Here is a 21,149-nt window from a genome sequence, read left to right as displayed (position 1 = left end):
CGGAACCGGAGCCTGCCGTTGTGAACAACGTACGCACGAGTGGCCCCCTGCCGGTGCCGGCGCGAGTCGCCGAGGCATCGGCCCACGGGGTCATCAGCCACCGCTCCGACGCGTTCCGGGCGCTGCTGCCCGAAGTGCTGGACGGGTTGCGCCCGTTCTTCGGCACCCGTGCGCCCATCCTGCCGTTCACCTGCTCGGGCACCGGCGGGATGGAGGCGGCCGTCGTCAACTGCGTGGCCCCCGGTGACCGCGTGCTGGCCGTGTCGGCCGGCCACTTCGGGGACCGGTTCGCCGAGATCGCCCGGTGCTACGGTGCCGACGTCGTCGTTCACCAGGTCCCCTGGGGCACCGCTCCGACGGCGGCGGACGTGCTGGGAGCGCTGCGCGCGGCCGGCCCGGTGCGGGCGGTCCTGCTCACCCACAACGAGACGTCGACCGGAGTCCTCGCCCCGCTGCGCGACATATGCCTGGCCGTAAGGGAGTCGAGCGACGCGCTGATCCTCGTCGACGGCGTCTCCAGCGTCGGCGCGGCGCGCTTCGACATGGACGACTGGGGTGTCGACGTCGCTGTCACCGTCACCCAGAAGGCGCTGATGGCGCAGCCCGGCCTCAGCCTGATCGCGACGAGCCGCAGGGCGCTGCGAGTCGCCCACGAGGGCGGACAGCCACGCTACTACTTCGACTTCCCGCGCATGGCGGCGGCCGTGGAGGAGGGCACGACCACCTACACACCGGCGGTGACGGTACTGCAGGGCCTCCTGGCGGCGGTCGGCATGCTGCGGGCGGAAGGCCCGGAGCACGTCTTCGACCGCCACCGTGCCACAGCCGCCACCTTGCGGAAGTCGCTCCTCGACCGGGGAATGACACCGGCCGCCGACGCCTGGTGCGCGTCCCCCACTGTCACGGCCGTGCACCTGCCCGACGGCGTAGGGGCGTCCGGCGTGCGCCGGACGCTCGAACGGGACCACGGGATCCTCGTCGCCCTGGGGCGCAGCGCGTGGAAGGAGAACACGGTGCGCATCGGCCACATGGGCGCGTTCCACGCGGCGGAGATCGAGGCGACGGCGGATGCGCTCGGGCGTGTTCTGGGTTCATCCGGGCAACCGGTGGACGTACCCTGACCCGGTTGCCCGGCCTGCGGGTGCGTCCTGCCGCTTCGAGGCTCAGGAGATCCGGGTGTGGTGGTCCAGCAATCGGGTGAGCACCTGTACGAACCGGTCGCGCTCATCCGGACCCAGCGGCGCGAGCAGTTCGTCGTGGAGGTCGTCCAGGACCTTGTCGAGCAGGCGAAGGTGGCGGCTACCCCGGTCGGAGATCGTGATGATGTTGCGACGCCTGTCGGTGGGATCTGGCGCCCGCTCGATGAGATCACGCTCGGACAGTTCGTTCAGCACCCCGACGATGTCGCTGCGGTAGATGCCGGAGCGCCCGCTCAGCTCCGCCTGGCTGCCCGGCCCGTGATCCTGGAGTGAGGCGAGCACGGCGTAGTGCCACTTTCGGGCATCGGCCCGAGCGAGCCCCTCTGTGATCAACCGGTCCGACCTCACGGTCAGCTGCGACAGAAGCCGACTCGCCCGCCGGCTGAGCCGGTCGGGCGTCTTGCGTGCGCCCTCGTCGAGTATGTCTCTTCCTTCGGCCCCGGTCATGGCACCCATGCTAGCCGTTGCGTTAGTCGGACTAACGGTATAGGTTCACTCGCGCCAAAAACGTTAGCCCGGCTAACGTTGTTGGAGTGAACTCCAAGGAAGGAAGATCTTGCCCATCAGGACAGTGCAGATCCCCACCGCGGACGGCTGGGCCGACGCCTTCGCCGCCTGCCCCGACCACGGCGAACGGCGCCCCGGGGTCCTCCTGTACACCGACATCTTCGGTGTGAGGCCCGAGTTGGAGAGGCGGGCCCGCGAGCTGGCCGAGCACGGGTACTACGTACTCGTCCCCAACCTCTACTACCGGCACGGCCCGGCACCTGTCGTCGAGCTTCCCGAGCACATCGGGCACGAGGTCCGGCCTGCGGTGGTCGACCGGCTGATGCCCTTCGTCGAGGCGCATACCACCGAACGTGTCCTGCGCGACGCCGACGCCTATCTCCGCTTCCTCACCACCCGGCCCGAGGTCGGCGATGGGCCCGTCGCCACGATCGGCTACTGCATGGGCGCCGCCCTGGCGATCCGCACCGCGGCGGCTCACCCCGGCCAGGTGGCAGCCGTCGCCGGATTCCACCCGGCCTCTCTCGTCACCGACGCGGCCGACAGCCCGCACCGTCTCTTCCCCGAGCTCACCGCCCGGGTCCACCTCGGCCTCGCCGAGGGCGACATGACGTCCGATTCCGCCGGAGAACTCGACCAGGCCCTGGATGCCGCCGGTGTCGACCACATCTCCGAGATCTACCCGGGCACCGTCCACGGGTACACCATGTCGGACACCGACGCCTTCAACCCCTTCGCCCTGCAGCGCCACTGGGACCGGCTGCTGCCCCTTCTGCGCCGGACCCTGGCCGACAGCTGACGCGTCTGCGTCGTACGGGAACGGGGAGGGTCCGGCGACCGTAGCCGCTGCGGCGGTGCGGCTGACTGCGCCGCACCGCCGCAGCGGTCAAGACAGCAGCTACGCCGTCACGGCGCCGTCGCCATGTCGAAGACATGGAGGCCGGCGTTCGCCGGCAGCACCACGAAGTCGACCGTCCTGTCCGGGTCGAGCGGGATCGAGTTGGCGAAGACCCGGTACTTCACGGTGGCGTTGCCGTATCCGTCCGGGCGGTTGCGCCCGTCGGTCGACTTCACCAACGTCGCTCCGTGTGCGTCGGCCGGGTCGAAGGACCAGTTGGGAAAGCCGAACGTCCCGGTGCTGGACGACCCGTCGGTGTAGTGGACGCCGGCTTTGCCCGTCGCGCCGCTCGTGACGCCCGAGCCGAGGAAGACGAGTGCGCTGCCCTTCCCCGAGAGCTTCACCGCCTGCCCCGAGGCCGCCACGTTGTCCTTGGTGCCGGCTGCGACGTCGGGCCAGGTCAGCTCGGCGCCCAGGGCTTCGACCCTCGTCCCGCGGGTCAGACCGACCGCCGCCAGCTTCTGTGCCGAGAAGCTGTTGCCCTCGCCGTCGTAGTCACCCGGCCCGGTGTCGGACTCGTCGGTGACGGCCACGTTGTTGTACGCCGCGGCCAGGTTCGCCAGCGGTGACCCGGAGCGTTCGGTGCGGGTGCCGGTTGCCGTGCCCCGGCCGTCCCCGCCCTTGTAGGTCGCGGTCGCCGTGAACGTACGGATGACGAAGCCGGGGCGCTTCTCCGGGACCTGGATCCGGAACGACGCGTCGGCCGAGGCGCCGCTCGCGAATGAGCCGTTCACACTGAGCACGGCAGGCTGGACGGCCCAGCCCGTCGGCCCGGCGAACGCGACCTGGAGTGAACGGAGCCGCTGGGGACCGGTGTTCTTGACGGTCACCTTCACGGTGGAGATGGCCGGCCCGTCGAGGTCCACGGGGGAGATGTTCACTTCGGTGGCGGCGGCCTCGGTGGCGGCGGCCTCGGTCGGGATCTCGGCGGAGGCGGCCGTCGCCTGGACGGGGAGAAGGGCGGTCGCCCCGGCCGCCGTGACCGCCACCGCCAGGGATCTGAGCCGGCCGATGCGTCGTACTGATCTCATTGCTTGCTCCTTCGGGTGACAAAGCGGCTGAGCGGCTGAGCGACCGGTGGTCCGGGCCGCCGGGTCAGGAGACCGGGGGCATGTCCGTGCTGCGGGAGTCGAGGCCGGAGCGGAGGTTGACCCAGCTGCCCCGGGTGAAGTCCGGGACGGCGACCGGACGGCCGTCCTTTTCCAGGGACATGACACTGAGGGGGACCGGTGCGCACCAGGAGGCAGAGTCGTACACGTCGATGTCGGGGACCAGCCCCGCGCGCATGAGCTGCACCGTCCGCCACTGCAGGATGTAGTCCATGCCGCCGTGGCCGCCGTTCTCGGCCTCGTCGCCGAGCTCCTTCCACAGCCAGTGGTCGAACTCCTTGCGGTACGCGTCGAAGTCACGCCAGGAGTGACCGCTGTGGTCGGGCTCGACGTAGATGCGTCCGCCGGTCGCCGACGTACCCGCGTAGTCCTCGAAGATGCCGCGGCTGCCGGCGAGCGAGTTGATGCGGCTGTAGGGGCGGGGCGAGCTGACGTCGTGCTCGGCCCTGATGGTCCTGCCCTTGGCCGTCTCTATCGCACAGCTGACCAGGTCGCCGTTGATGTAGGTCTCGCGCCACGAGGGGTGCGACTTGGGGACGAATCGCTCCCGGTAGTCGGCGAGCCCCTTCGGCGCGGTCGCGGTGGCCTTCAGTGTCGTCATGCGGTCGCCACGGTTGATGTCCATGGCGGCGGCGATCGGCGCGAGGCCGTGCATGGCGTAGAAGGAGGCGGTGCTGCGGGTGTGCCAGCGCCGGCGCCACGCGTCGGTGTAGTACGTGTCGGAGAAGAGCAGTTCACGCAGGTCGTGCAGGTAGCCGCCGTGACCGTTGGTGACGTCACCGAACAGGCCCTCGTGTGCCATCTTGAGCATGGCCAGCTCGTTACGGCCGTAGCTGCAGTTCTCCGACAGCATCAGGTTCCTGCGGGTGCGCTCCGAGGTGTCCACGAGATCCCACAGTTCGTTGACCTCGGTCGCGATGGGCAGCTCGACGACGACGTGCTTCCCGGCCAGGAGTGCGGCCTTGCCCTGTTCGTAGTGGAATTCCCAGGGCGTGGCGATGTAGACGAGGTCGATGTCGTCGCGTCGCAGCATCTTGGCGTACGCGTCCGCCGATCCGCCGTACTCCGCGGGGCGGGGCTTGCCGTCGGCCACCAGGCCGTCGGCCGTGCGCCCTGCGCGGTCGGCGCGGATGTCGCAGACGGCCGTGACGACACAGCCGGGGATGACGGACCACCCCGTGGTCATGCCGGAACCCCGGTTGCCGAGCCCGATCACACCGACCCGGACCGTTCTGTACGCCTCGAACGGCACGTTGATCATCGACTTCTGGCCGGGACGGCGGCCCGGGGCCGCGGCTTCCGCCCCCGCTGCCGACGGCGCGCCGCTCGTGGCCGCGGCCGCACCGGTGGCCGAGCCGAGGCCGGCCGCGACGGCTCCCGTGGCCAGTGTTCCTCCGAGCATCGAACGGCGTGAGAGGGCAGGAATTTCGGGCATGGCGAGACACTCCTCGATACGTGACCGGCAGCACTGGCGGGGACGACTCTGGCCGTGACGCCAGTTGCGTGTCAATAGATGCTCGAAAGAACGGTGTTACGAACAAAATCAAGCATTCGGCTGCGATGCGTCAGAGCTGTCCATCGCGGGGGTGGCGCCCGTGTATTACGCGGTGAATTGCGCGAGTTCGCGCCCTTCCGGTGCGCCCTCTCGGCGTGCTCGCACACACGTCGCGGAACAGCGCCGATGCCACGCCGGTGATGGTCGCGACCGGCGCCTCCGCGCTACTCGCACTGCACTCCTGCCGTGGACCCGACGCACGTCCCTCGTGGCACCGGGTGGCGCGAAGGCCCGAGCCGGCCACCGGCCGCGCGTGTTCTCGGCTTCGGCGCCGAGATATGTGCTGAAACGGCGTAGAGCGGTGCCGTGGTGTCAGATCCGCGCATCGAGGATCGCGGATCCCCTGGCGGCGGGGTCAGCCACTCCCACGGCAACCTGATGTCGGCCGCCACGGACGTCGAGGCGCCGGGCCCCGGCAGAAGCTGCGTCCGCCCCGGACGGGCAGCCCACCGAAGTCCCTGGGCGAGGCGTCCAGCCCGCGGGGGCAGGCTTACGCGCGCTGCGCGCAGATTCCCCCTCCGGCGTCGTCATCCACGACGCGGTACCTTCGGTGCGCTTTGGCATCGGGCGGAATTCCGCCGCACCGTCTGCTGCGGTCCGCCCCGCAGCTTCCCCCGACGTCGTCGACCGCGCCCGACCCACCCGAGGCCCCCACGCCCCCTCGGCCCCGGGGCGTCGGGGGACCGACCGGCAGTGCGTCCGGCCTCCTTCCTCCGCCACCGCGGACCGGTCGGCTCAGGCCGCTGTGTACCGGTGGGCCGCGGTGCCCTCCCAGGTGATGAGGGCCCGGCTGTCCAGGACCCGCTCGGGGTCCTCGAGTCCCGCGTCAGCGAGGAAGGCGATGAGTTCCTGGTCGCTGTGCGCGATCCCGAGGCGTTCTTCGCGACCGTTGATGTGCACCGTGACGAGCCGTCCCCCCGACGGGCTCGGTGAGTGGATGACTATCGGGGCGTTTGTCATGGCCCAATTTTTTCTCAGCTCGACGGGGCGCGCTCCGTGTTCTGCTCCATACGCGTTACGGCGCCCGATCCTCCGCGGCCGAATCCGCTGCCCGGAGGCCGGTGGGCTCCCGTGGTCGGTCATTTCGTGCCCGGAGGTCGTGACGAGGCGTGTGCCGTGGGGTGCCCGGCCTCGTTCGGAGGCTCTCCGCGGCGGACCGAGCCGGGGGCTCGGGCGATGGGCCGACGGGTGCCGGTCGCGGAGGAGAGCTGCCAGGGGACGCTGGTCACGGTGACACCGGGCGTGAAGAGCAGACGGCTCTTGAGCCAGAAGGCGGTCTGGTTGTGGAGGAGGTTCTCCCACCAGTGGCCGACGACGTACTCCGGGATGAAGACGGCGATCACGTCATGAGGTCCGTCGCGGCGGACCGAGCGCACGTACTCCACCGCCGGTCTGGTGATCTCCCGGTACGGCGAGCGAAGCACCCGGAGAGGCACCTGGATGTCGAACTCGTGCCACTGCCTGCGCAGAGTGGCCAGGGACTCCTGGTCGACCGCGACGGTGACCGCTTCGAGGTGGTCGGGCCGGAAGGCGCGGGCGTAGGCGAGGGCTCTGAGGGTCGGCCGGTGGAGTCTGGCGACGAGGACGATGGCCAGGACCCGCGTGGGCGGGACGCTGTCCTGCCGCGGATCGGTCACGGCGAGTTCCGCGGAGGTCCTGTCGTACTGCCGACGGATGCCCCGCATCATCAGCCACAGTACGGTCGCGGCGACGACGGCCAGCCACGCCCCCTCGGTGAACTTGGTGGCCAGCACGATGACCAGAACCAGCCCGGTGACGAGAGCACCGGTGCAGTTGACCGCCCGGGCCAGGTGATGCCGACGGCGCTGTACATGGTCGGTCTCGGCGCGCAGAGCGCGGTTCCAGTGCCGGACCATGCCGGTCTGGGAGAGGGTGAACGAGGTGAAGACGCCGAGGATGTAGAGGTGGATCAGGCTGGAGACGTCGGCCCGGAAGCCGTACAGCAGGAGCCCGGCGACGACTGCCAGGGCGATGATGCCGTTGGAGAAGACGAGCCGGTCGCCGCGGTTGTGCAGCTGACGCGGAAGGTAGCTGTCCTGGGCGAGGATCGAGGCGAGCAGGGGGAAGCCGTTGAAGGCGGTGTTCGCCGCCAGGATCAGGATCAGGGCCGTGACTGCCTGGATGTAGTAGAAGCCGAAGCTGGTCGAACCGCCGAAGACGGCCGCGGCGAGCTGTGCGATGACGGTGCGCTGGGTGTAGCCGGCGCAGTCGGTCAGTCCGGTCAGTCGGCACGCGTCGTCGGCGATGTGCACGTCGGTGATGATCGCGAGCGTGGTCACGCCCGCGAACAGGACCACGGCGATGACTCCCATGGCAGCGAGCGTGTTGGCGGCGTTGCGGGCCTTGGGCTTGCGGAATGCGGACACCCCGTTGGAGATCGCCTCCACGCCCGTCAGCGCCGTACAGCCGCTGGAGAAGGCGCGGAGCACCAGCATCACCAGCGCGAGCCCCGCCAGGCCCTGGTCGCCCGTCTGCGGGGTGATGCCGTACCGCGCGCTCTCGGCGACCGGGGCGTCCCCCAGCACGTAACGCAGCAGCCCGGTGCCGATCATGATCAGCACACCGCCGATGAAGAGATAGGTGGGCGCGGCGAACAAACGGCCCGACTCCCGGAGGCCCCGAAGGTTCAGCGCGGTGAGCAGGGCCACGAAGCCGAGCGCCATCAGCACGCGGTACCCGGCCAGGGAAGGCAGTGCGGAGATGATGTTGTCGACCCCGGAGGCAACGGAGACTGCCACGGTCATCACATAGTCGACCAGCAGCGACGCCCCGACGACCAGACCTGCGGAGGGGCCCAGGTTGGCCGAGGCGACCGCGTACGATCCGCCCCCGCTCGGGTAGGCGTGGACGACCTGCCGGTAGGAGAGCACCACCACCGTCATCAGCGCGACGACGGCGGCCCCGATCCACGGGGTGAAGTGAAGGTAGGCCAGTCCTCCCAGGGTGAGGACCAGCAGGATCTCCTGGGTGGCGTATGCCACGGAGGAAAGCGGGTCGGATGCGAAGATCGGCAGAGCGAGCCGCTTGGGCAGCAGCGTCTCACCCAGTTCCTCACTCCGCCGGGCACGCCCGATGACCAGACGCTTGACGATCTCGATAGCCGTCGGCACGCCGCGATCGTAAACCGGCTCCCCGCGGCAGCCCGGCTGGCGCGCAGCCGACGGGGGAGAACTCTCGGACCGGGGGCTCGGCCTGCCACCCGTCGGCGCCGTTCGCGCGGTGCCGCATGTCCTGCCACCGGACCCGGAGGGGGGTGAGGAGCGGGGCACGACGGGTGGGTGTCACGCATGCCTACGGCTCGGCGACCGCCGACGGCGGTGTCACGGACGGCTCGATGGTCGACCGGATGTATATGCGCGTGGTGCCGGGCTTGAACTCGTGCACGAACAGGTCGATGCAGCGCTGAAGCTGTGCGCCTTCAGGGGTATCGAGTCCCTCGGGGCAGAGGCCGGTCCTCCGCAGATCGTGGGAGAACGTTTCCGGCTCCCGCAGTCCGAGGTGGGCGAAGGCGGCCGCAGGACGGTAGTCCTTTTCCTTGACGAGCGCGTTCCCCAACATTTCGATACCGTCCGGGACGAGTTGATCCGTATAGGTCTGAGCTTCTGCGCTCGGCAGGACGAAGGAAAGCAGTCCCGTGTCGTAGCGCTGCCCGACCTTGTAGCCCGCGCGCCGGTCCGAGGCGTGTTCCGGGAAGCGGATACCCATCTGTCCGCTCATCCAGGCAGAGGTCGCTCCCTCCTCCCAGCAACAGTTCATCTCCTGGTCCGACAGATCCGACTCCGCGCGATCGGCCGCCCACCACAGCGCGCCGACCACAGCTGCGGCGGCCCCGCAGAACACCAGAGCGACTACGCCGAGTGCGACTGCCAACCGAACCGGCGGCTTGGGGTGTTCACCCTCAACTTCATCACCGAGACTGTTCATCCGACTCCTCACCGCCTGTCCCGCCACTCACGAGCCGAATCTGCGCGATCGCCGTCACGCACCGGCTCGTCCGGCTGCGGCGGAGGGGATGATGCTGGGCGGTCACGCAGATCGTAACGGGGACACCGTGCACGACGAGACGTCAGGTCGCGCCACTTCCAATTGAGCGATGCCGCGGCGCAGGTGGGCAAGGGTACGGTGCCGATTCTTTCCACAGTCGAAGAAGTGGAGGCGTGGCTGGCAGAAGCCGGGTGGTGCCCGGGCCGCGACGTCGGGGAAGGGGCGTCATCTGCGGTGACTGCGGCCGTTGTTGAGCGATACCGTTCATACGGTGTGGAAATCGAGCCTTCCGTTCCTGCCCTCGCCTTCATCCGGGAGCACGCGTTCCTCCGGGCCGTCGTCGACACCGCACCGGAGAACTTCGCGATCTTCACACCGCATCTCGTGTTCAAGGGGGATGCCGAGGAGATCTCCGCACTCGCCGGAGACCTCGGTGCGCGGATTTTTCCGGTGGGGTATGACACCTATGATGGATCCACCCTGCTCATGGACGAAAGGCGGCGCTTTTTCCTTTCGCACCACACGGGTGCGTATTACCTCGGGTGGGGAAAGTACGAGGCGTTGATGGCCCTGATGAGCAGTGAGATGCACGACGTCGAGGACTACTTCGTCTGAGTGCCGACCGGAATCTCTGCGTGGGAGCAGGTTCTCGTGCCTGCCGGCTTCGGCCTCGGTGCGGCGTCGGATCCGTTATCACTACCCTCCGTACCCGATGGTGTTCATGACGCGAACCCCTCGACCCGGGACCCACGGGTGCCGTTCGACGTCTCCACAATTCGGTAAGGCCTATGGCCGACGCCCGGTGGTGCGCGGGTTGAGCCTGACCGGACCTGGTGAGTGCCCTGCGCCAAACCGAGTACGTCACGCGCCACCGCACTGACAGTGAACATGTGCATCGACTACGGCGGGCACAGCCTAATCACCCAAGCCGCGCGTGCCCTCGCCCGCCAAGTGACCGCCGGAACCATTGGCCCCGACGACATCCCCCGCCACCTGACCTGCTCATCCGCACCGGAGGCGAACAGCGCACCTCCAACTTCCCTCCCTGGTAATCGACCTACGCGGAACTCGTCTTCCTCGACGCTCCCTGGCCCGACACCGATCGCCCCCGCACCCACCTGTGTGGCAGGCCATCGACACCTACACCCGCCGCGACCCCGCTTCGGAGCCGCCCAGTCACCACCCACCAACACCCGAGGACCGGCGTGTCCAAGTTGATCCGCGAGCGCGTACAGGACGAGTTCCGCACAGAGGTCCGCACGACCACATTCCGCTGACGAAGTGGTTCCCGGCAGAGAGGCCCGACGGCGGGTGCTTGAAGTTCTACCGACCGTCACCCGAGCCCGGCACAATCACCCGTATGACGATGACCACGGGCGCGCCGCCCACGCGCAACACCCCCGTCGCCCTCGCACGGGGGTTTCTGACGGGCGGTGTGGTCGGGGCGTCGCCGGCCGCTCTCGTTGTCGGCGGCGTCATCGAGAACGCGCCGCTGTTCGTCGCGGGGCTGGTCCTGCCCATGGTCTACGGCCTGCTCCTCTTCCTCGCCGGCGCACCGCGGCGGGCCCGGGAGGCGGCGGTCGCGCCCCGCACCGCGCTCGCGATGGTCGAGAGCCTGGAGGCGGTCGGGGGTGAGGCGACGAGCGACGTGGCGGTGCGGTTCGATCTGACGGTCGCGCCGGACGGCGTACCGGCTTACCGCGTCGCGTTCACGCAGAACATCAACCTCGTCGACCTGGCCGACTACCGGCCGGGCGGCGTCGTGGTGGTCCGGTACCCGCCCGACCGGCCGTGCCGGGTGAGGATCGTGAAGAGGCCGACACCGGAGTGGGAGGAGCGGGCGGTCGGGGCCCGCGTCGACTCCGCACCCGGCCCGGCCATGGTGAGCGAGACTCCCGAGGGCTCTGCCGTCGGCTTCGTCACGCTGCTCTCCCTGCTGCTCGCCGCCGCCGGCGTGATCCTGCTGTTCCGCGCCGACCTGTTCGACCGGAGCGCCTCCGCGCCGCCGCCCGCCGTCGCCGGGCCGTCGGTCTCCTCCTCGTCCTCGTCGACCACGGTGGTGTCGTCGGCGTCGGGCACGGTCACCCTCGGCCCGAACCAGTCGTTCCTCGAAAAGGGTGAACTACGCCGGGCCGTCAGCTCGCTCGTCAAGGGAACGGACATGGACTCGGCGCTCACCGTCGTCGTACAGGAGCGGCTGCTGTCGGTCGTGTACGCGCCCACCGGCGCACAGGCGCCGTCGTTCGACCCGGCTTCCCTGCCCTACGACCGCTTCCCCGCCCTGGTCGAGGAGGCGAGAAGCAGCCTGGGGGCCGGTTCCCCGCAGACCTGGCAGATCACCGTCGAGCGCCTCACCGGCTCTCTCACCGTCAGGGTCGGTGTGACGGGTGCCGAGGGAGCGGCATCGCTGGAGGCGGACGCGCAGGGCCAGGTGGTGCGGCGCACCCCGGCGCACTGACGAACGCCGCGTCGGACGCATCTCACGGAGAAAGAGGCAGACATATGGGGCTGGAGGGATATCTGGCGCTGTGGTGCGGGGCGTTCGGCACCTTGGCGCTGCTCGGGTATGCCCGGTCGTTGGCCGGGATGACCCGGGCGCAGCGGGCGGTTCGGGTCATGGGGCGGATCGATCGGGTGCGGGAGCCCCGGAACGGAAGCTCGCAGCGCGACGGGATACCCGTGGTCGTCTCCTTCCAGGACCCCTCCACCGGGCAGGAGTTCACCGTGACGAACGACGGTGACCACGGGGAGAGGATCACGGCGGCCTGGACGGGCCGGGAGATCGGCGTCCGCTATCCGAGCGGGAGACCGCACGCCCACCACTTCGTCGGCGACCTCTGGGCGGGCCGACGCGGGCTCGGACGGCCGAACTTCGCACTCTTCCTGATCTACGTCGGGCTGGTGGTCTTCGCGTCGGTCGACTGGGCCTGGCCATGGGCCCTGGTCGGCTTCGGAGGACCCTGGACCGTGTCCGGAGCCTGGTACCTGCCGCAGAGCGAACGCGCGGTGAGCCGCCGTATCGATGGGCTGGCCTCCCGTCCTCCTGTTCAGGGCCGGGTCGTCGCCGTGCTCACGGACACCAGCACCGACGCGGACGGCGACACCAGTACCGGCCACACGCCTGTCATCACCTTCACCACACACGAGGGCACCGCCGTCACCGCGTACTGCACCGACGGGCTGCCTGACCCGGCGAACTCCTACGGCCGCAACATCACAGTTCATTACACGCCCAACGACCCCGCTGTGTTCACCCTCAACCTCGCCGCAGAACACCGATCCCGCGCACTCGACACCGCCATCGGCGTCGTGGCGCTACTCCTCGGCGTGGCGGCAGTCGTCGTCGGAGTGGTGCTGCTGTGAGGCCGGACAAGCGCTGTGCGCGGAGGTATCTTCCATGTGCGCGTGGACGTTCTGATTTTCGGTGTCGTAAAAACTGACGGTTGCAAAACAACAGTGATCAGTTGAGGACTGTGAAGGTAGGTATCCGCAGGTCAGCCGCATGCTGAGGTGTCGTGCCCCTTGTTCCCAAAGGACACGACACCCCGCCGGTCAGATGTCGGGGCATGAGGTGCCCGTGGGGGTTGCAGATGGAACAGGCTCGTTCCCACTCAGCCCTGCGTACGAAGCGATTCGAAGAAATCATCGATCTCCAAAATTTCCGCATCGCTGAGATGGGGGACGCTCCACTGCATCCTCGCACCATGCTCCATGAATCCAGAAGGCAGTCCCGTCCTGTAGGTCTCCACATACTCGGCAGTGTCGCGACGCCAGTAGTAGGTGCCGTCACTGTGAATGGCGGACCCACCCATCACGCCGAACTTTTTGCCCACGACATCCTCCGTATATCCCATGAGGGCGATGATCACGGGAGCTCTTCTCAGGTATTCCGCTACGCGCGAGCAGTCGTGTACGGGAATCTGTCCGGAGAGTTTCTTGATGTCCTCCGCATTAACGCTGAAGCGGGACTGGTTGGAGATACTGCTGAAAAACCCGAGAGGGGTGACCTGGCGCATGTGACGGCTTCCTGAGCAGGACCGCCGGAGGCGGTGATAGGTGTGCTTACGCTGGTGCGTAAGGGTGCGCACGGCGTCTCGTTCCGGACGCACCCTTACGGATACTCCTGAGCTGTTTTCGGAGAATTTTACCTCGGGTCGCCCTGGCTTCCCTCAGGCCACTCGCGAACCTTTCCGGTCCGGGGGTGGAGATCTACCTGATGACCGCTCGCGTTTCTCACTTCCACGCCACCCAGAGCCTTGGAGAGTTCACCGGCCGCCTTGCAAGCGCCGTGACAGGTGACCAACTGAATGGGGCCTCCGTTGTAATGCGGATTTTCTCTGACCAGTTCGGCGATCTGCTGCGGGTGGGTTATCTTGCCGTCAACGATGAATTCTCCCTGTTCGTTGCCGTGCACAATGACGTCGTGCCCGTAGTCGCCCTTGGACCGCAGCAGATTCTGAATCGTGTTCGTATCGTCTCCGATTGCCGTGGCGGTCCTTGTGTAGCGGACGCTTCCGCCGGCCCAGGTGAACGACGAGGCAGGTGGAACCCCCATCACGGTGGCTCCAGCCGCACCACGAGGCGATGCCGCCGCCTTGCGCCACCCGGTCAGTCCTCCGAGTCCCGTGACGGCGAGCTGTTGGGTCAGCTCTTCGGCTGCTTCGGCGTAGAGGTCGGCGAGTGCGTCGCAGCCTTGTTGGCGGAGCATGTATTCGGCGCGGTAGAGGCGGTAGGCGGGGCGGACGGGGAGGTACTTGTCGAGGAAGGCGCCGGCGCCGCCGTTCTCACCGGTGAAGGCGTCCTGCGCGTCACCGAGGAATATAAACGGTGACTTGACGACGTCGACGAAGGCGTCACCGAAGATGCCCAGCACGTCGCCGATGCCGTCGACGCTGTCGTTCGGGTCTTCGGGGGTTCGGCCGCTGGGGTCGGTGAGCAGGGTGGGCTTGTTGTCGGCGTAGGCGTACGGCGACACGTAGGGAGTCGAGGCACTGCGCGCAGCCGGGTCGGTGCTGGTGAAGCGGCCGGTGGCCGGGGTGTATTGGCGGGCGTGGAGGTCGAGGTTGCCGGTGGTGGTCTCGTAGCGGGCGCCGGTGTAGGAGGGGGTGCTTGAGGGTGCGCCGCCGGTGACGGTGCCCAGGACGCGGGTGCCGTAGGGGTCGTAGGCCCAGCGCTGGTGGAGGGTGCCGGTGCTGCTGGTGACGTCGAGCGGGGAGCCTTGGGTGTCGTGGTGGTAGTAGAAGACCGCGCCTGTGCCGGTTTTGGTGGCGGCGGGCTGGCCGAGGGGGTCGTAGCGGTAGGACTGTTTGATGGTCCAGGCGCTGTCGTACTCGGTGGCGAGGATCGGCAGGGGGGCGTTGGGATCCCACTGGGTGCGGCTGGTGACCGTGGCGTCCTTGAGGGTGGCGACTTGGTTGCCGCTGGCGTCGTGGTCGTAGGTGTAGTCGGTGCCTGCGACGGTGGCGGCGGAGGTCCGTCCGGCGAGGTCGTAGGTGAAGGTGTTGGCGCCGGCCGTGGTCTGGTTGCCTTCTGCGTCGTAGTCGTAGGCGGTGGTGGTGGTCCCGGTGGTGGTGGAGGTGAGCTGGTCGGCGTCGTCGTAGGTGTAGCTGGTGGACGTGGCGCCGAGGGTGGAGGTCAGGCGGTTGCCGACCTTGTCGTAGGTGTAGGAGGTGGTGCGGGTGGCGGCGCAGCCGGTGATCCAGGGCTGGGGGTAGCAGCCGGAGGTGAGGCGGCCTGCGGTGTCGTAGGTCTGGTCGTAGCCGCCGGTGCCGACTCCGGCCCGGGTGACGTCGACGCGGGTGGGCAAGCCGGCCGCCGAGAGGGTCAGGGCGGTCTTGGTGACCGTCGTGCCCGCCTTGGCGGACGTGACGGCGGTGACGTGGCCCGCCCGGTCGTAGGTGCGCTCCTCGGTCTCCGTGTTGGGCAGCGCCGTTTTGGTGAGGTTGCCTGCCGCGTCGGAGGTGTAGGTGGTGGTGGCGCCGTCGGCCGTCATGGTGGCGGTGCGGCCGTCGTTGTCGTAGGTGTAGCCGATGGTGGTGCCGTCGGAGTACTTACGGGTGAGCATCTGTCCGGCGGCGTCGTAGGTGTAGGCGAAGCCGCGGGTCTTGGTGAGGTCGCCGACCGCGTTGTAGACGAAGTCCTCGGATACCTTCGCGTTGGCACGGGCGGTCATCTGTCCGGCGTCGTCGTAGCCGAGGGTGACGTCGGGCGTGGTGTCCGAGTAGTCGATCTTGGTGACCAGGCCGCGGACGTCATACGTCCGGGTGGTTGAGCCGCGGGGCGTCGTCACCTTGACCGGATTGCTGTCCGCGTCGTACGCGTACGTCGTCGCCCGGTCCAGCGGGTCGGTGACCGACGTCAGGCGGTGCGCCGCGTCGTAACCGTAAGTGGTGACGTGGTTGTTGGCGTCGGTCCGGCCGGTGACGTTGCCGACTGTGTCGTAGCCGTAGGTGGTGGCCGCGCCGCCGGGGGCGGTGACGGTGGTCAGCTGGTCGAGCTTGTTGTAGCTGTAGGTGGTGGCGCGCTGGTCGGCGTCGGTGCTCCGGGTGACTTTTCCGACGGCGTCGTACTCGGTTCTGGTCACGTTGCCGAGTGGGTCGGTGACGGCGGTCGGATTGCCCGCAGGGTCGTAGTCGTAGGTGGTGGTGTACTGGGCGGGGGAGGCGCCGGCCGCGTTGCCTCGCGGGTCGACGGCGGTTGCCTGGCGGCCGTCGTCGTCGTAGGTCCAGCTCTCCTTGTTACCCAGGGGTGAGGTGCTGCTGAGCAGGTTGCCGTCGGCGTCGTAGGTGTAGGTGCTGGTCTTGCTCAGCTGGTTGGTGCTGGTGGTGAGCTGGTTGTTCTTGTCGTAGACGGAGAGGGTCGTCTTGCCTGCGGCGTCGGTGACCTTGGTGACGTTGTCGTTGGCGTCGTACGTGTAGGCGGTGGTGTGGCCCAGCTGGTCGGTGTTCACCAGAGGCCGGTTGATCGCGTCGTAGGTCGTCGTGGTGAACGCGCCGGTGGGACCCGTGACCTTGGCGCTGTTCCCTGCGGCGTCGTAGGCGTAGCTCGTGGTGTAGGCGGCCGGGTCATTGCCTGTGACGTTGCCGCGCGGGGAGACACTGGTGAGCAGGCGGCCCACCTTGTCGTAGGTGTAGGTGGTCTTGTTGCCGGCTGCGTCCGTCTCGGAGGCGAGGTGCCCGGCGGCGCTGTAGGTGCGGGTGACGAACTCGCCAGCCGCGTCCGTCGTCCGGGTCAGGTGCCCGGCATCGTCGTAGGCGAATGCCGTGGTGTCGCCCTCAGGGTTCTTCGCGGTGAGGAGCTGTTCCGCACCGTTGTAGGTGTAGGACGTGGTGCGGCCCAGCGGGTCGGTGGCCGAGCTGAGCAGCCCTCGCCCGTCGTAGGCGTACGTCGTCGTGTAGGCGGCGGGGTCGGCGCCGGTGACGTTGCCGCGCGGGTCCCTCTTCGTCAGAATCCGCCCGGCCGCGTCGTAGGTGAACGTCGCCTTCTCACCCAGAGGTGTGGTCACCGACGTGCGGTTCCCGGCAGTGTCGTAGCCGTACGTGGTGACCTTGCCCCGCGGCGTCTTCACCGTCTGTATGGCGCCGAGTGCCGTGTACGTGTAGGCGGTGGTGCCGGCGAGCGGGTCGGTGGTCGTCATCAGCTGGTTGGACGTGTTGTAGGCGTACGTGGTCTTGTTGCCGCGGCCGTCGGTGTGGCTGGTGATGTTGCCCGACGTGTCGTAGGTCCAGGTCTCCTTGTAGCCGAGCCCCGAGGGCGAACTGCGCGTGAGCATCCGCCCGGCGCTGTCGTACGTCATCGACGTGGTGTTGCCGCGCTGGTCGGTGATGCCCACGGGCCGCAGCCTGCGGTCGTAGTCGTAGGTGATGCTCTTGCCGTACGGGTCGATGGTCGACAGGAGGACGTTGCCGGAGTACACGTCGGTCCACACGCCGCCGTCGGGCGCCGTGGTGTGCGACTCGCGACGGCCGTCCCAGGTGAACGTGGTCGTCTTGGTGTTCTGGTCGGTTTGGGAAGTGATCCGGCCCGCGGTGTCGTAGGTGTTGCTGACCTTGCCGCCCGCCGGGTCGGTGTAGGACGACAGCCGCTTGTTCGCGTCATACGCGTAGGAAGAGGTCTTTCCGGCGGGGTCGGTCACCGAGGTCAGCAGACCACCGGTGTAGCCGTAGGACACCGACGTCGTGTCCGGCAGGGCCACCTTGGTCAGCAGCCCGTCGGCGCCGACCGTGAACGTCGTCGTGCGTCCGGCGGCGTCCTTGACGGAGGCGAGCTTGCCGGACACATACGTCAGGTTCAGCCCCTTTCCGGCCTTGTCCACGACGGAAACGAGCTGACCACCGCTGGTGAAGGTCCGCTTGGTGTGATCGGGCGTGGTCAGGATGTAGTCACTGGTGCTTTTGACCAGCTTGGCCGCCGACCCGGCCGGGGCTTTGTACGTCCCGTCGCTGTTCTGTGTGAACACGAACGACGCCCCGTCGTCCGCCCGGTAGGTGACCTTCCCCGTCGCGACCGTGAGCTTCGAGTCGAACGGTGTCGCCCAGCCGCGGCCCAGCAGGCCCGCCGTGGCTGAGTCGGAACGGTAGGTGCGTTCCAGGGCGAGGGGCACACCTGGGCCGACCAGGGAGGCGTCGGTGAGCTGCTCGAAGAACATGCCGGTCGCCGTGTTGACCGGGTCCGCACGGTGGGCCTGTGCGTAGCAGGTGCAGATGCCCGCCTGCGCCCCAGGGATGTCGGGCGTGTAGAAGGCTTCCACCAGGGGAGAGGTGGTTCCACCCGGACTCGACGACCCGTCCGTGCCAGTGAGGAAGATCCAGGCGTAGTACTTCTTACCGTCCTCGAGATGCCCCCCGAGCGCGCTGCCGCTCCACCAGAAGCACTGGTCGGCGGGGTAGGCGTTGCCCGGCCACCATCCGTAGCACCAGGCACCGTTGTCGAGAAAGCGGCCCGAAGGGTCACCGGTGGAGCGCTTGATCTCCTGCTGGAGGACGAAGTTCCCCGCCTCGTCGCGGACGTAGAGCCACATCCCGGATACCGAGGAAGCCGTCGTGCCCGTCGGCAGCTGCAACTGCCCGCCGATCGACAACATCGCCGGGTAAGCAGTGGCGTACGCGCTGACCCACGTGGGATTCCCTGTTGCCTGTGCACCGAACGGAGTTGCCGATCTGTTGGCGGCCGGGCCCCGGTCGGCGGGTTCGGTGGGGCGGGGCTGCGGTGTGCCGGACGGCTTTTCTGCGCGCGGGGCGATGTAGTTGTGCATGGGCGACAGCTCGCCCCGGTCCCGCTTCACCTGCTGGCGTCTCTCGGCCAGCGTCATGGCCTTGGGCGGCTTCGGGAGACCCGAAGCGGTTCTCGCCGCGGCCGTCCGTATGGCAGCCGATGGAGGTATGGAGGTCTGTTGGCCTCCGGGGGATGCCCAGGAGGGGATGACCCCTGCGACGGCCAGGAGAGCCAGAGCCAGGAGTGTCGTGAGGAGTCTTCGCGCTTGTGTGCGCACAGTGCATCACCCGTGAGTAAGTCGTGAAAGGAGTCGGGGTGATGCTTGATCCAAAAGTGGATCGAACTAACGCACGGTGGTGGATGGGGCTGGATCCCGATGTGCCGCGCCGAACGGTTCCCGGTGTGTTCCCTGGTCGCGGGGTCAACCAGCCACCCTCCGATGGGCGATTGGCGTGAACACGCCGTCCTGTCCTGGAGGCGGTAATTGAACACCCGGAGAGCAGCCGGCCAAGCCTGGGTTTCTGTTCGGAGGCCGGCGTGGTTGTGGCGGCTGGCGGGGAGTGAAAGGTGCGCCTCGTTCGCGGGCCTTGCCTGCTGTCGACTGGAGCTTTGAGTGGCGCTGTGGCTTCGCGGGCCGTGGGCGGCCGGGTGTTGGCAACTGTCGTTGGTGACGCCGTCGACCGGGCGGGCGGTGCCTACCTCATGAGTCGGCGCGAGACGGCTGGGGACAGGGTCGGACGCGCCGAGCGATCACCGTCGACGGCAAGGTGCTGAAGGGAACGGCCCACAGCCGTGGCCCGTCGGGACGGGACCCACTGCGAGGGTGGTACCCCGTGCCTCGCTCCAACGCCGCTTACGGCTGTGTCGACATGCTCATGGAGGGGATCGACGGACTGGAATGCCTCGCCCCGCATGTGTGGAACCGCGGATCACGGAAACGCGATGCTGCGGAGACATGCGTCCACGCCGTTCGTGCACCGCGAGCGGTGGGCGTTCGCGCCGCCGTCAGGAGCGGCGCAAGCTGGAAACAGTGGACCCGAGGAAGGAACAGTACTGATGGGTGAGACCTCGCAGGACCCGACGACCAAGCACCCGCAGCCGGAGTTCGCTCAGCAGGACCAGGAGCCGCCGGGCTGGACCGGTCCGATGGATCCCCGTCCTGACCACGGCGAGGATTCCTACCGGGGGAGCGGGCTGCTGCAGAACCGCGCAGCGGTGGTGACCGGCGGTGACTCCGGTATCGGGCGGGCAGTCGCTCTGGCCTACGCACGCGAGGGCGCGGACGTGCTGTTCACGTATCTGCCCGAGGAGGCGGAGGACGCCAAGGAGACAGCCCGCCTCGTCGAGGAGGCGGGGCGCCGCGGTCTGGCCGTGCCGTGCGACATCCGGGAAGAGGAGCAGTGCCGTCGCCTCGTCGAGCGGGCCGTGGCGGAGTTCGGGCGCATCGATGTGCTGGTGAACAACGCGGCGTATCAGATGTCCCAGCCTGAGGGCATCGGGGACATCACCACGGAGCAGTTCGACCGGGTGGTGCGCACGAACCTCTACGGCATGTTCTGGCTGTGCAAGATGGCCGTGCCGCACATTCCTTCGGGCGGGTCGATCATCAACACCACGTCGGTGCAGGCATACAAGCCGAGCCCTCACCTGCTCGACTACGCCATGACCAAGGGCGCCATCGTGACGTTCACCCAGGGCCTCGCGCAGATGCTGGTCGAGAACGGCATCCGGGTCAACGCCGTTGCTCCGGGGCCGGTGTGGACGCCGCTGATCCCGGCGACGCTGCCGGACACCAAGGAGTTCGGCAAGCAGGCGCCGATGGGCCGGCCGGCTCAGCCCGCGGAGATGGCGCCCGCGTATGTGTTCCTGGCTTCGGGGCACGCGAGCTTCATCACCGCGGAGATCATGAACGCCACCGGAGGCACGCCGCTCCCTTGATCGGGTCGGGGCGCAGGGCGCCGGTGCGAAGGAGGAGGCGGTGGCGTGGGCCAGACGTCGAGCTACGGTCCGGGCGACGCACCCGGGGCGGCGAGCAGTCCATGAGCAGAAGCGCGGTCATCGTCATCGACATGATCAATACGTACGAGCACCCCGACGCAGACCTGCTTCTTCCCGGGGTCCGGAAGGCCGTGCCCGCCATCGTCCGGTTGTTGGAGTGGGCCAGGGCCGCGGGCGTTCCGGTGATCTACGCCAACGACAACTTCGGCGAATGGCGCTCCCACCACGGAGAGATCGTCGAAACCGCACTCGCCGGTCAGCATGCCGAGCTGGTGGAGCCGCTTCGACCCGATGAGGAATCACTCTTCGTCATCAAGGCCCGGCACTCGATCTTCTACGAGACGCCCCTGTCGTATCTCCTTTCCCAACTGGGCGTGCAAGAGGTAATCCTCTCGGGTCAGGTCACCGAGCAGTGCGTGCTGTACTCCGCACTCGATGCCCACATCAGGCATCTGGACGTGATCGTCGTCCAGGATGCTGTCGCGGCTATCCACGACGACTTGGCGAACGCCGCGCTCCAGATGATGGAGCGCAACATGGGCGCGGATCTCATGAGCGTGGATCAGGTCAAGCTGTGAATGCTTTCGTACTACGGAAGGGCGACACGTCGGGGTGGGTGCCTCCTATGCCTTCACACGTCAGGGGAGCTGCGCCGGTGAATTCCG

16 protein-coding genes are annotated in these 21,149 nt (G+C 68.2%); 8 read left to right on the top strand and 8 right to left on the bottom strand.

Annotated features, from left to right (window positions below; translation table 11 throughout):
* Positions 1-20 precede the first annotated feature (20 nt).
* Entirely contained in the window at positions 21-1,121 is a 1,101-nt protein-coding gene (locus ABZ441_RS18900) for an alanine--glyoxylate aminotransferase family protein (RefSeq protein ID WP_358975083.1), read from the top strand.
* Positions 1,122-1,163: 42 nt separating this feature from the next.
* Here the strand turns inward: ABZ441_RS18900 and ABZ441_RS18895 are convergent, their stop codons facing one another.
* The gene (locus ABZ441_RS18895; RefSeq protein WP_358975080.1) at positions 1,164-1,646 is read right to left on the bottom strand and encodes a MarR family winged helix-turn-helix transcriptional regulator; all 483 of its coding nucleotides are present in this window, start codon (positions 1,644-1,646) and stop codon (positions 1,164-1,166) included.
* A 109-nt stretch (positions 1,647-1,755) separates the two neighbouring features.
* Here ABZ441_RS18895 and ABZ441_RS18890 point away from each other — a divergent pair, with 109 nt between their 5' ends.
* Positions 1,756-2,505: a dienelactone hydrolase family protein gene (locus ABZ441_RS18890; RefSeq protein ID WP_358975077.1), complete on the top strand. Its 750-nt coding sequence runs from the start codon at positions 1,756-1,758 to the stop codon at positions 2,503-2,505.
* Between the two features lie 107 nt (positions 2,506-2,612).
* Here the strand turns inward: ABZ441_RS18890 and ABZ441_RS18885 are convergent, their stop codons facing one another.
* The 5 genes from ABZ441_RS18885 to ABZ441_RS18865 all read right to left on the bottom strand — a co-directional run bounded on the left by ABZ441_RS18885 (position 2,613) and on the right by ABZ441_RS18865 (position 9,213).
* Complete coding sequence (locus tag ABZ441_RS18885) at positions 2,613-3,635, bottom strand: NEW3 domain-containing protein (RefSeq protein WP_358975074.1); 1,023 nt, start codon at positions 3,633-3,635, stop codon at positions 2,613-2,615.
* A gap of 64 nt (positions 3,636-3,699) precedes the next feature.
* Positions 3,700-5,148: a Gfo/Idh/MocA family oxidoreductase gene (locus ABZ441_RS18880; RefSeq protein WP_358975071.1), complete on the bottom strand. Its 1,449-nt coding sequence runs from the start codon at positions 5,146-5,148 to the stop codon at positions 3,700-3,702.
* Positions 5,149-6,003: 855 nt separating this feature from the next.
* Positions 6,004-6,228, bottom strand: coding sequence for a hypothetical protein (locus tag ABZ441_RS18875; protein ID WP_358975068.1), 225 nt, complete (start codon positions 6,226-6,228; stop codon positions 6,004-6,006).
* A 119-nt stretch (positions 6,229-6,347) separates the two neighbouring features.
* Positions 6,348-8,399: an APC family permease gene (locus ABZ441_RS18870; RefSeq protein ID WP_358975065.1), complete on the bottom strand. Its 2,052-nt coding sequence runs from the start codon at positions 8,397-8,399 to the stop codon at positions 6,348-6,350.
* A gap of 181 nt (positions 8,400-8,580) precedes the next feature.
* Positions 8,581-9,213: a hypothetical protein gene (locus ABZ441_RS18865; protein WP_358975062.1), complete on the bottom strand. Its 633-nt coding sequence runs from the start codon at positions 9,211-9,213 to the stop codon at positions 8,581-8,583.
* A gap of 162 nt (positions 9,214-9,375) precedes the next feature.
* Between ABZ441_RS18865 and ABZ441_RS18860 the strand changes: the two genes are divergently transcribed.
* The 4 genes from ABZ441_RS18860 (at position 9,376) to ABZ441_RS18845 (ending at position 12,636) form a co-directional block, all read left to right on the top strand.
* Positions 9,376-9,888: an SUKH-3 domain-containing protein gene (locus ABZ441_RS18860; RefSeq protein ID WP_358975060.1), complete on the top strand. Its 513-nt coding sequence runs from the start codon at positions 9,376-9,378 to the stop codon at positions 9,886-9,888.
* A 218-nt stretch (positions 9,889-10,106) separates the two neighbouring features.
* The gene (locus ABZ441_RS18855; protein WP_358975057.1) at positions 10,107-10,325 is read left to right on the top strand and encodes an undecaprenyl diphosphate synthase family protein; all 219 of its coding nucleotides are present in this window, start codon (positions 10,107-10,109) and stop codon (positions 10,323-10,325) included.
* 308 nt (positions 10,326-10,633) lie between these two features.
* Positions 10,634-11,731, top strand: coding sequence for a DUF3592 domain-containing protein (locus tag ABZ441_RS18850; RefSeq protein ID WP_358975055.1), 1,098 nt, complete (start codon positions 10,634-10,636; stop codon positions 11,729-11,731).
* Between the two features lie 44 nt (positions 11,732-11,775).
* Positions 11,776-12,636 carry a DUF3592 domain-containing protein gene (locus tag ABZ441_RS18845; RefSeq protein ID WP_358975053.1) on the top strand — a complete coding sequence of 287 codons (861 nt, stop codon included), beginning with the start codon at positions 11,776-11,778 and terminating at the stop codon, positions 12,634-12,636.
* Positions 12,637-12,884: 248 nt separating this feature from the next.
* Here the strand turns inward: ABZ441_RS18845 and ABZ441_RS18840 are convergent, their stop codons facing one another.
* Both ABZ441_RS18840 and ABZ441_RS18835 read right to left on the bottom strand, forming a co-directional pair.
* Positions 12,885-13,289 carry a hypothetical protein gene (locus ABZ441_RS18840; protein ID WP_358975051.1) on the bottom strand — a complete coding sequence of 135 codons (405 nt, stop codon included), beginning with the start codon at positions 13,287-13,289 and terminating at the stop codon, positions 12,885-12,887.
* 128 nt (positions 13,290-13,417) lie between these two features.
* A complete protein-coding gene (locus ABZ441_RS18835; protein ID WP_358975048.1) occupies positions 13,418-18,583 on the bottom strand; it encodes a DUF6531 domain-containing protein in 5,166 nt (1,721 codons plus the stop codon).
* 959 nt (positions 18,584-19,542) lie between these two features.
* On the opposite strand from ABZ441_RS18835, the gene ABZ441_RS18830 reads away from it, so the two are divergent.
* Entirely contained in the window at positions 19,543-20,424 is an 882-nt protein-coding gene (locus ABZ441_RS18830; protein ID WP_358975045.1) for an SDR family oxidoreductase, read from the top strand.
* A gap of 101 nt (positions 20,425-20,525) precedes the next feature.
* Positions 20,526-21,062 carry an isochorismatase family cysteine hydrolase gene (locus tag ABZ441_RS18825; RefSeq protein WP_358975042.1) on the top strand — a complete coding sequence of 179 codons (537 nt, stop codon included), beginning with the start codon at positions 20,526-20,528 and terminating at the stop codon, positions 21,060-21,062.
* Positions 21,063-21,149 lie beyond the last annotated feature (87 nt).

The sequence above is a fragment of the Streptomyces sp. NPDC005752 genome (genome assembly GCF_040630715.1).
Classification (GTDB): domain Bacteria; phylum Actinomycetota; class Actinomycetes; order Streptomycetales; family Streptomycetaceae; genus Streptomyces.
The sequence above is the reverse complement of the archived record's forward strand: the minus strand, read 5'-3'. Positions and strand labels throughout refer to the sequence as shown.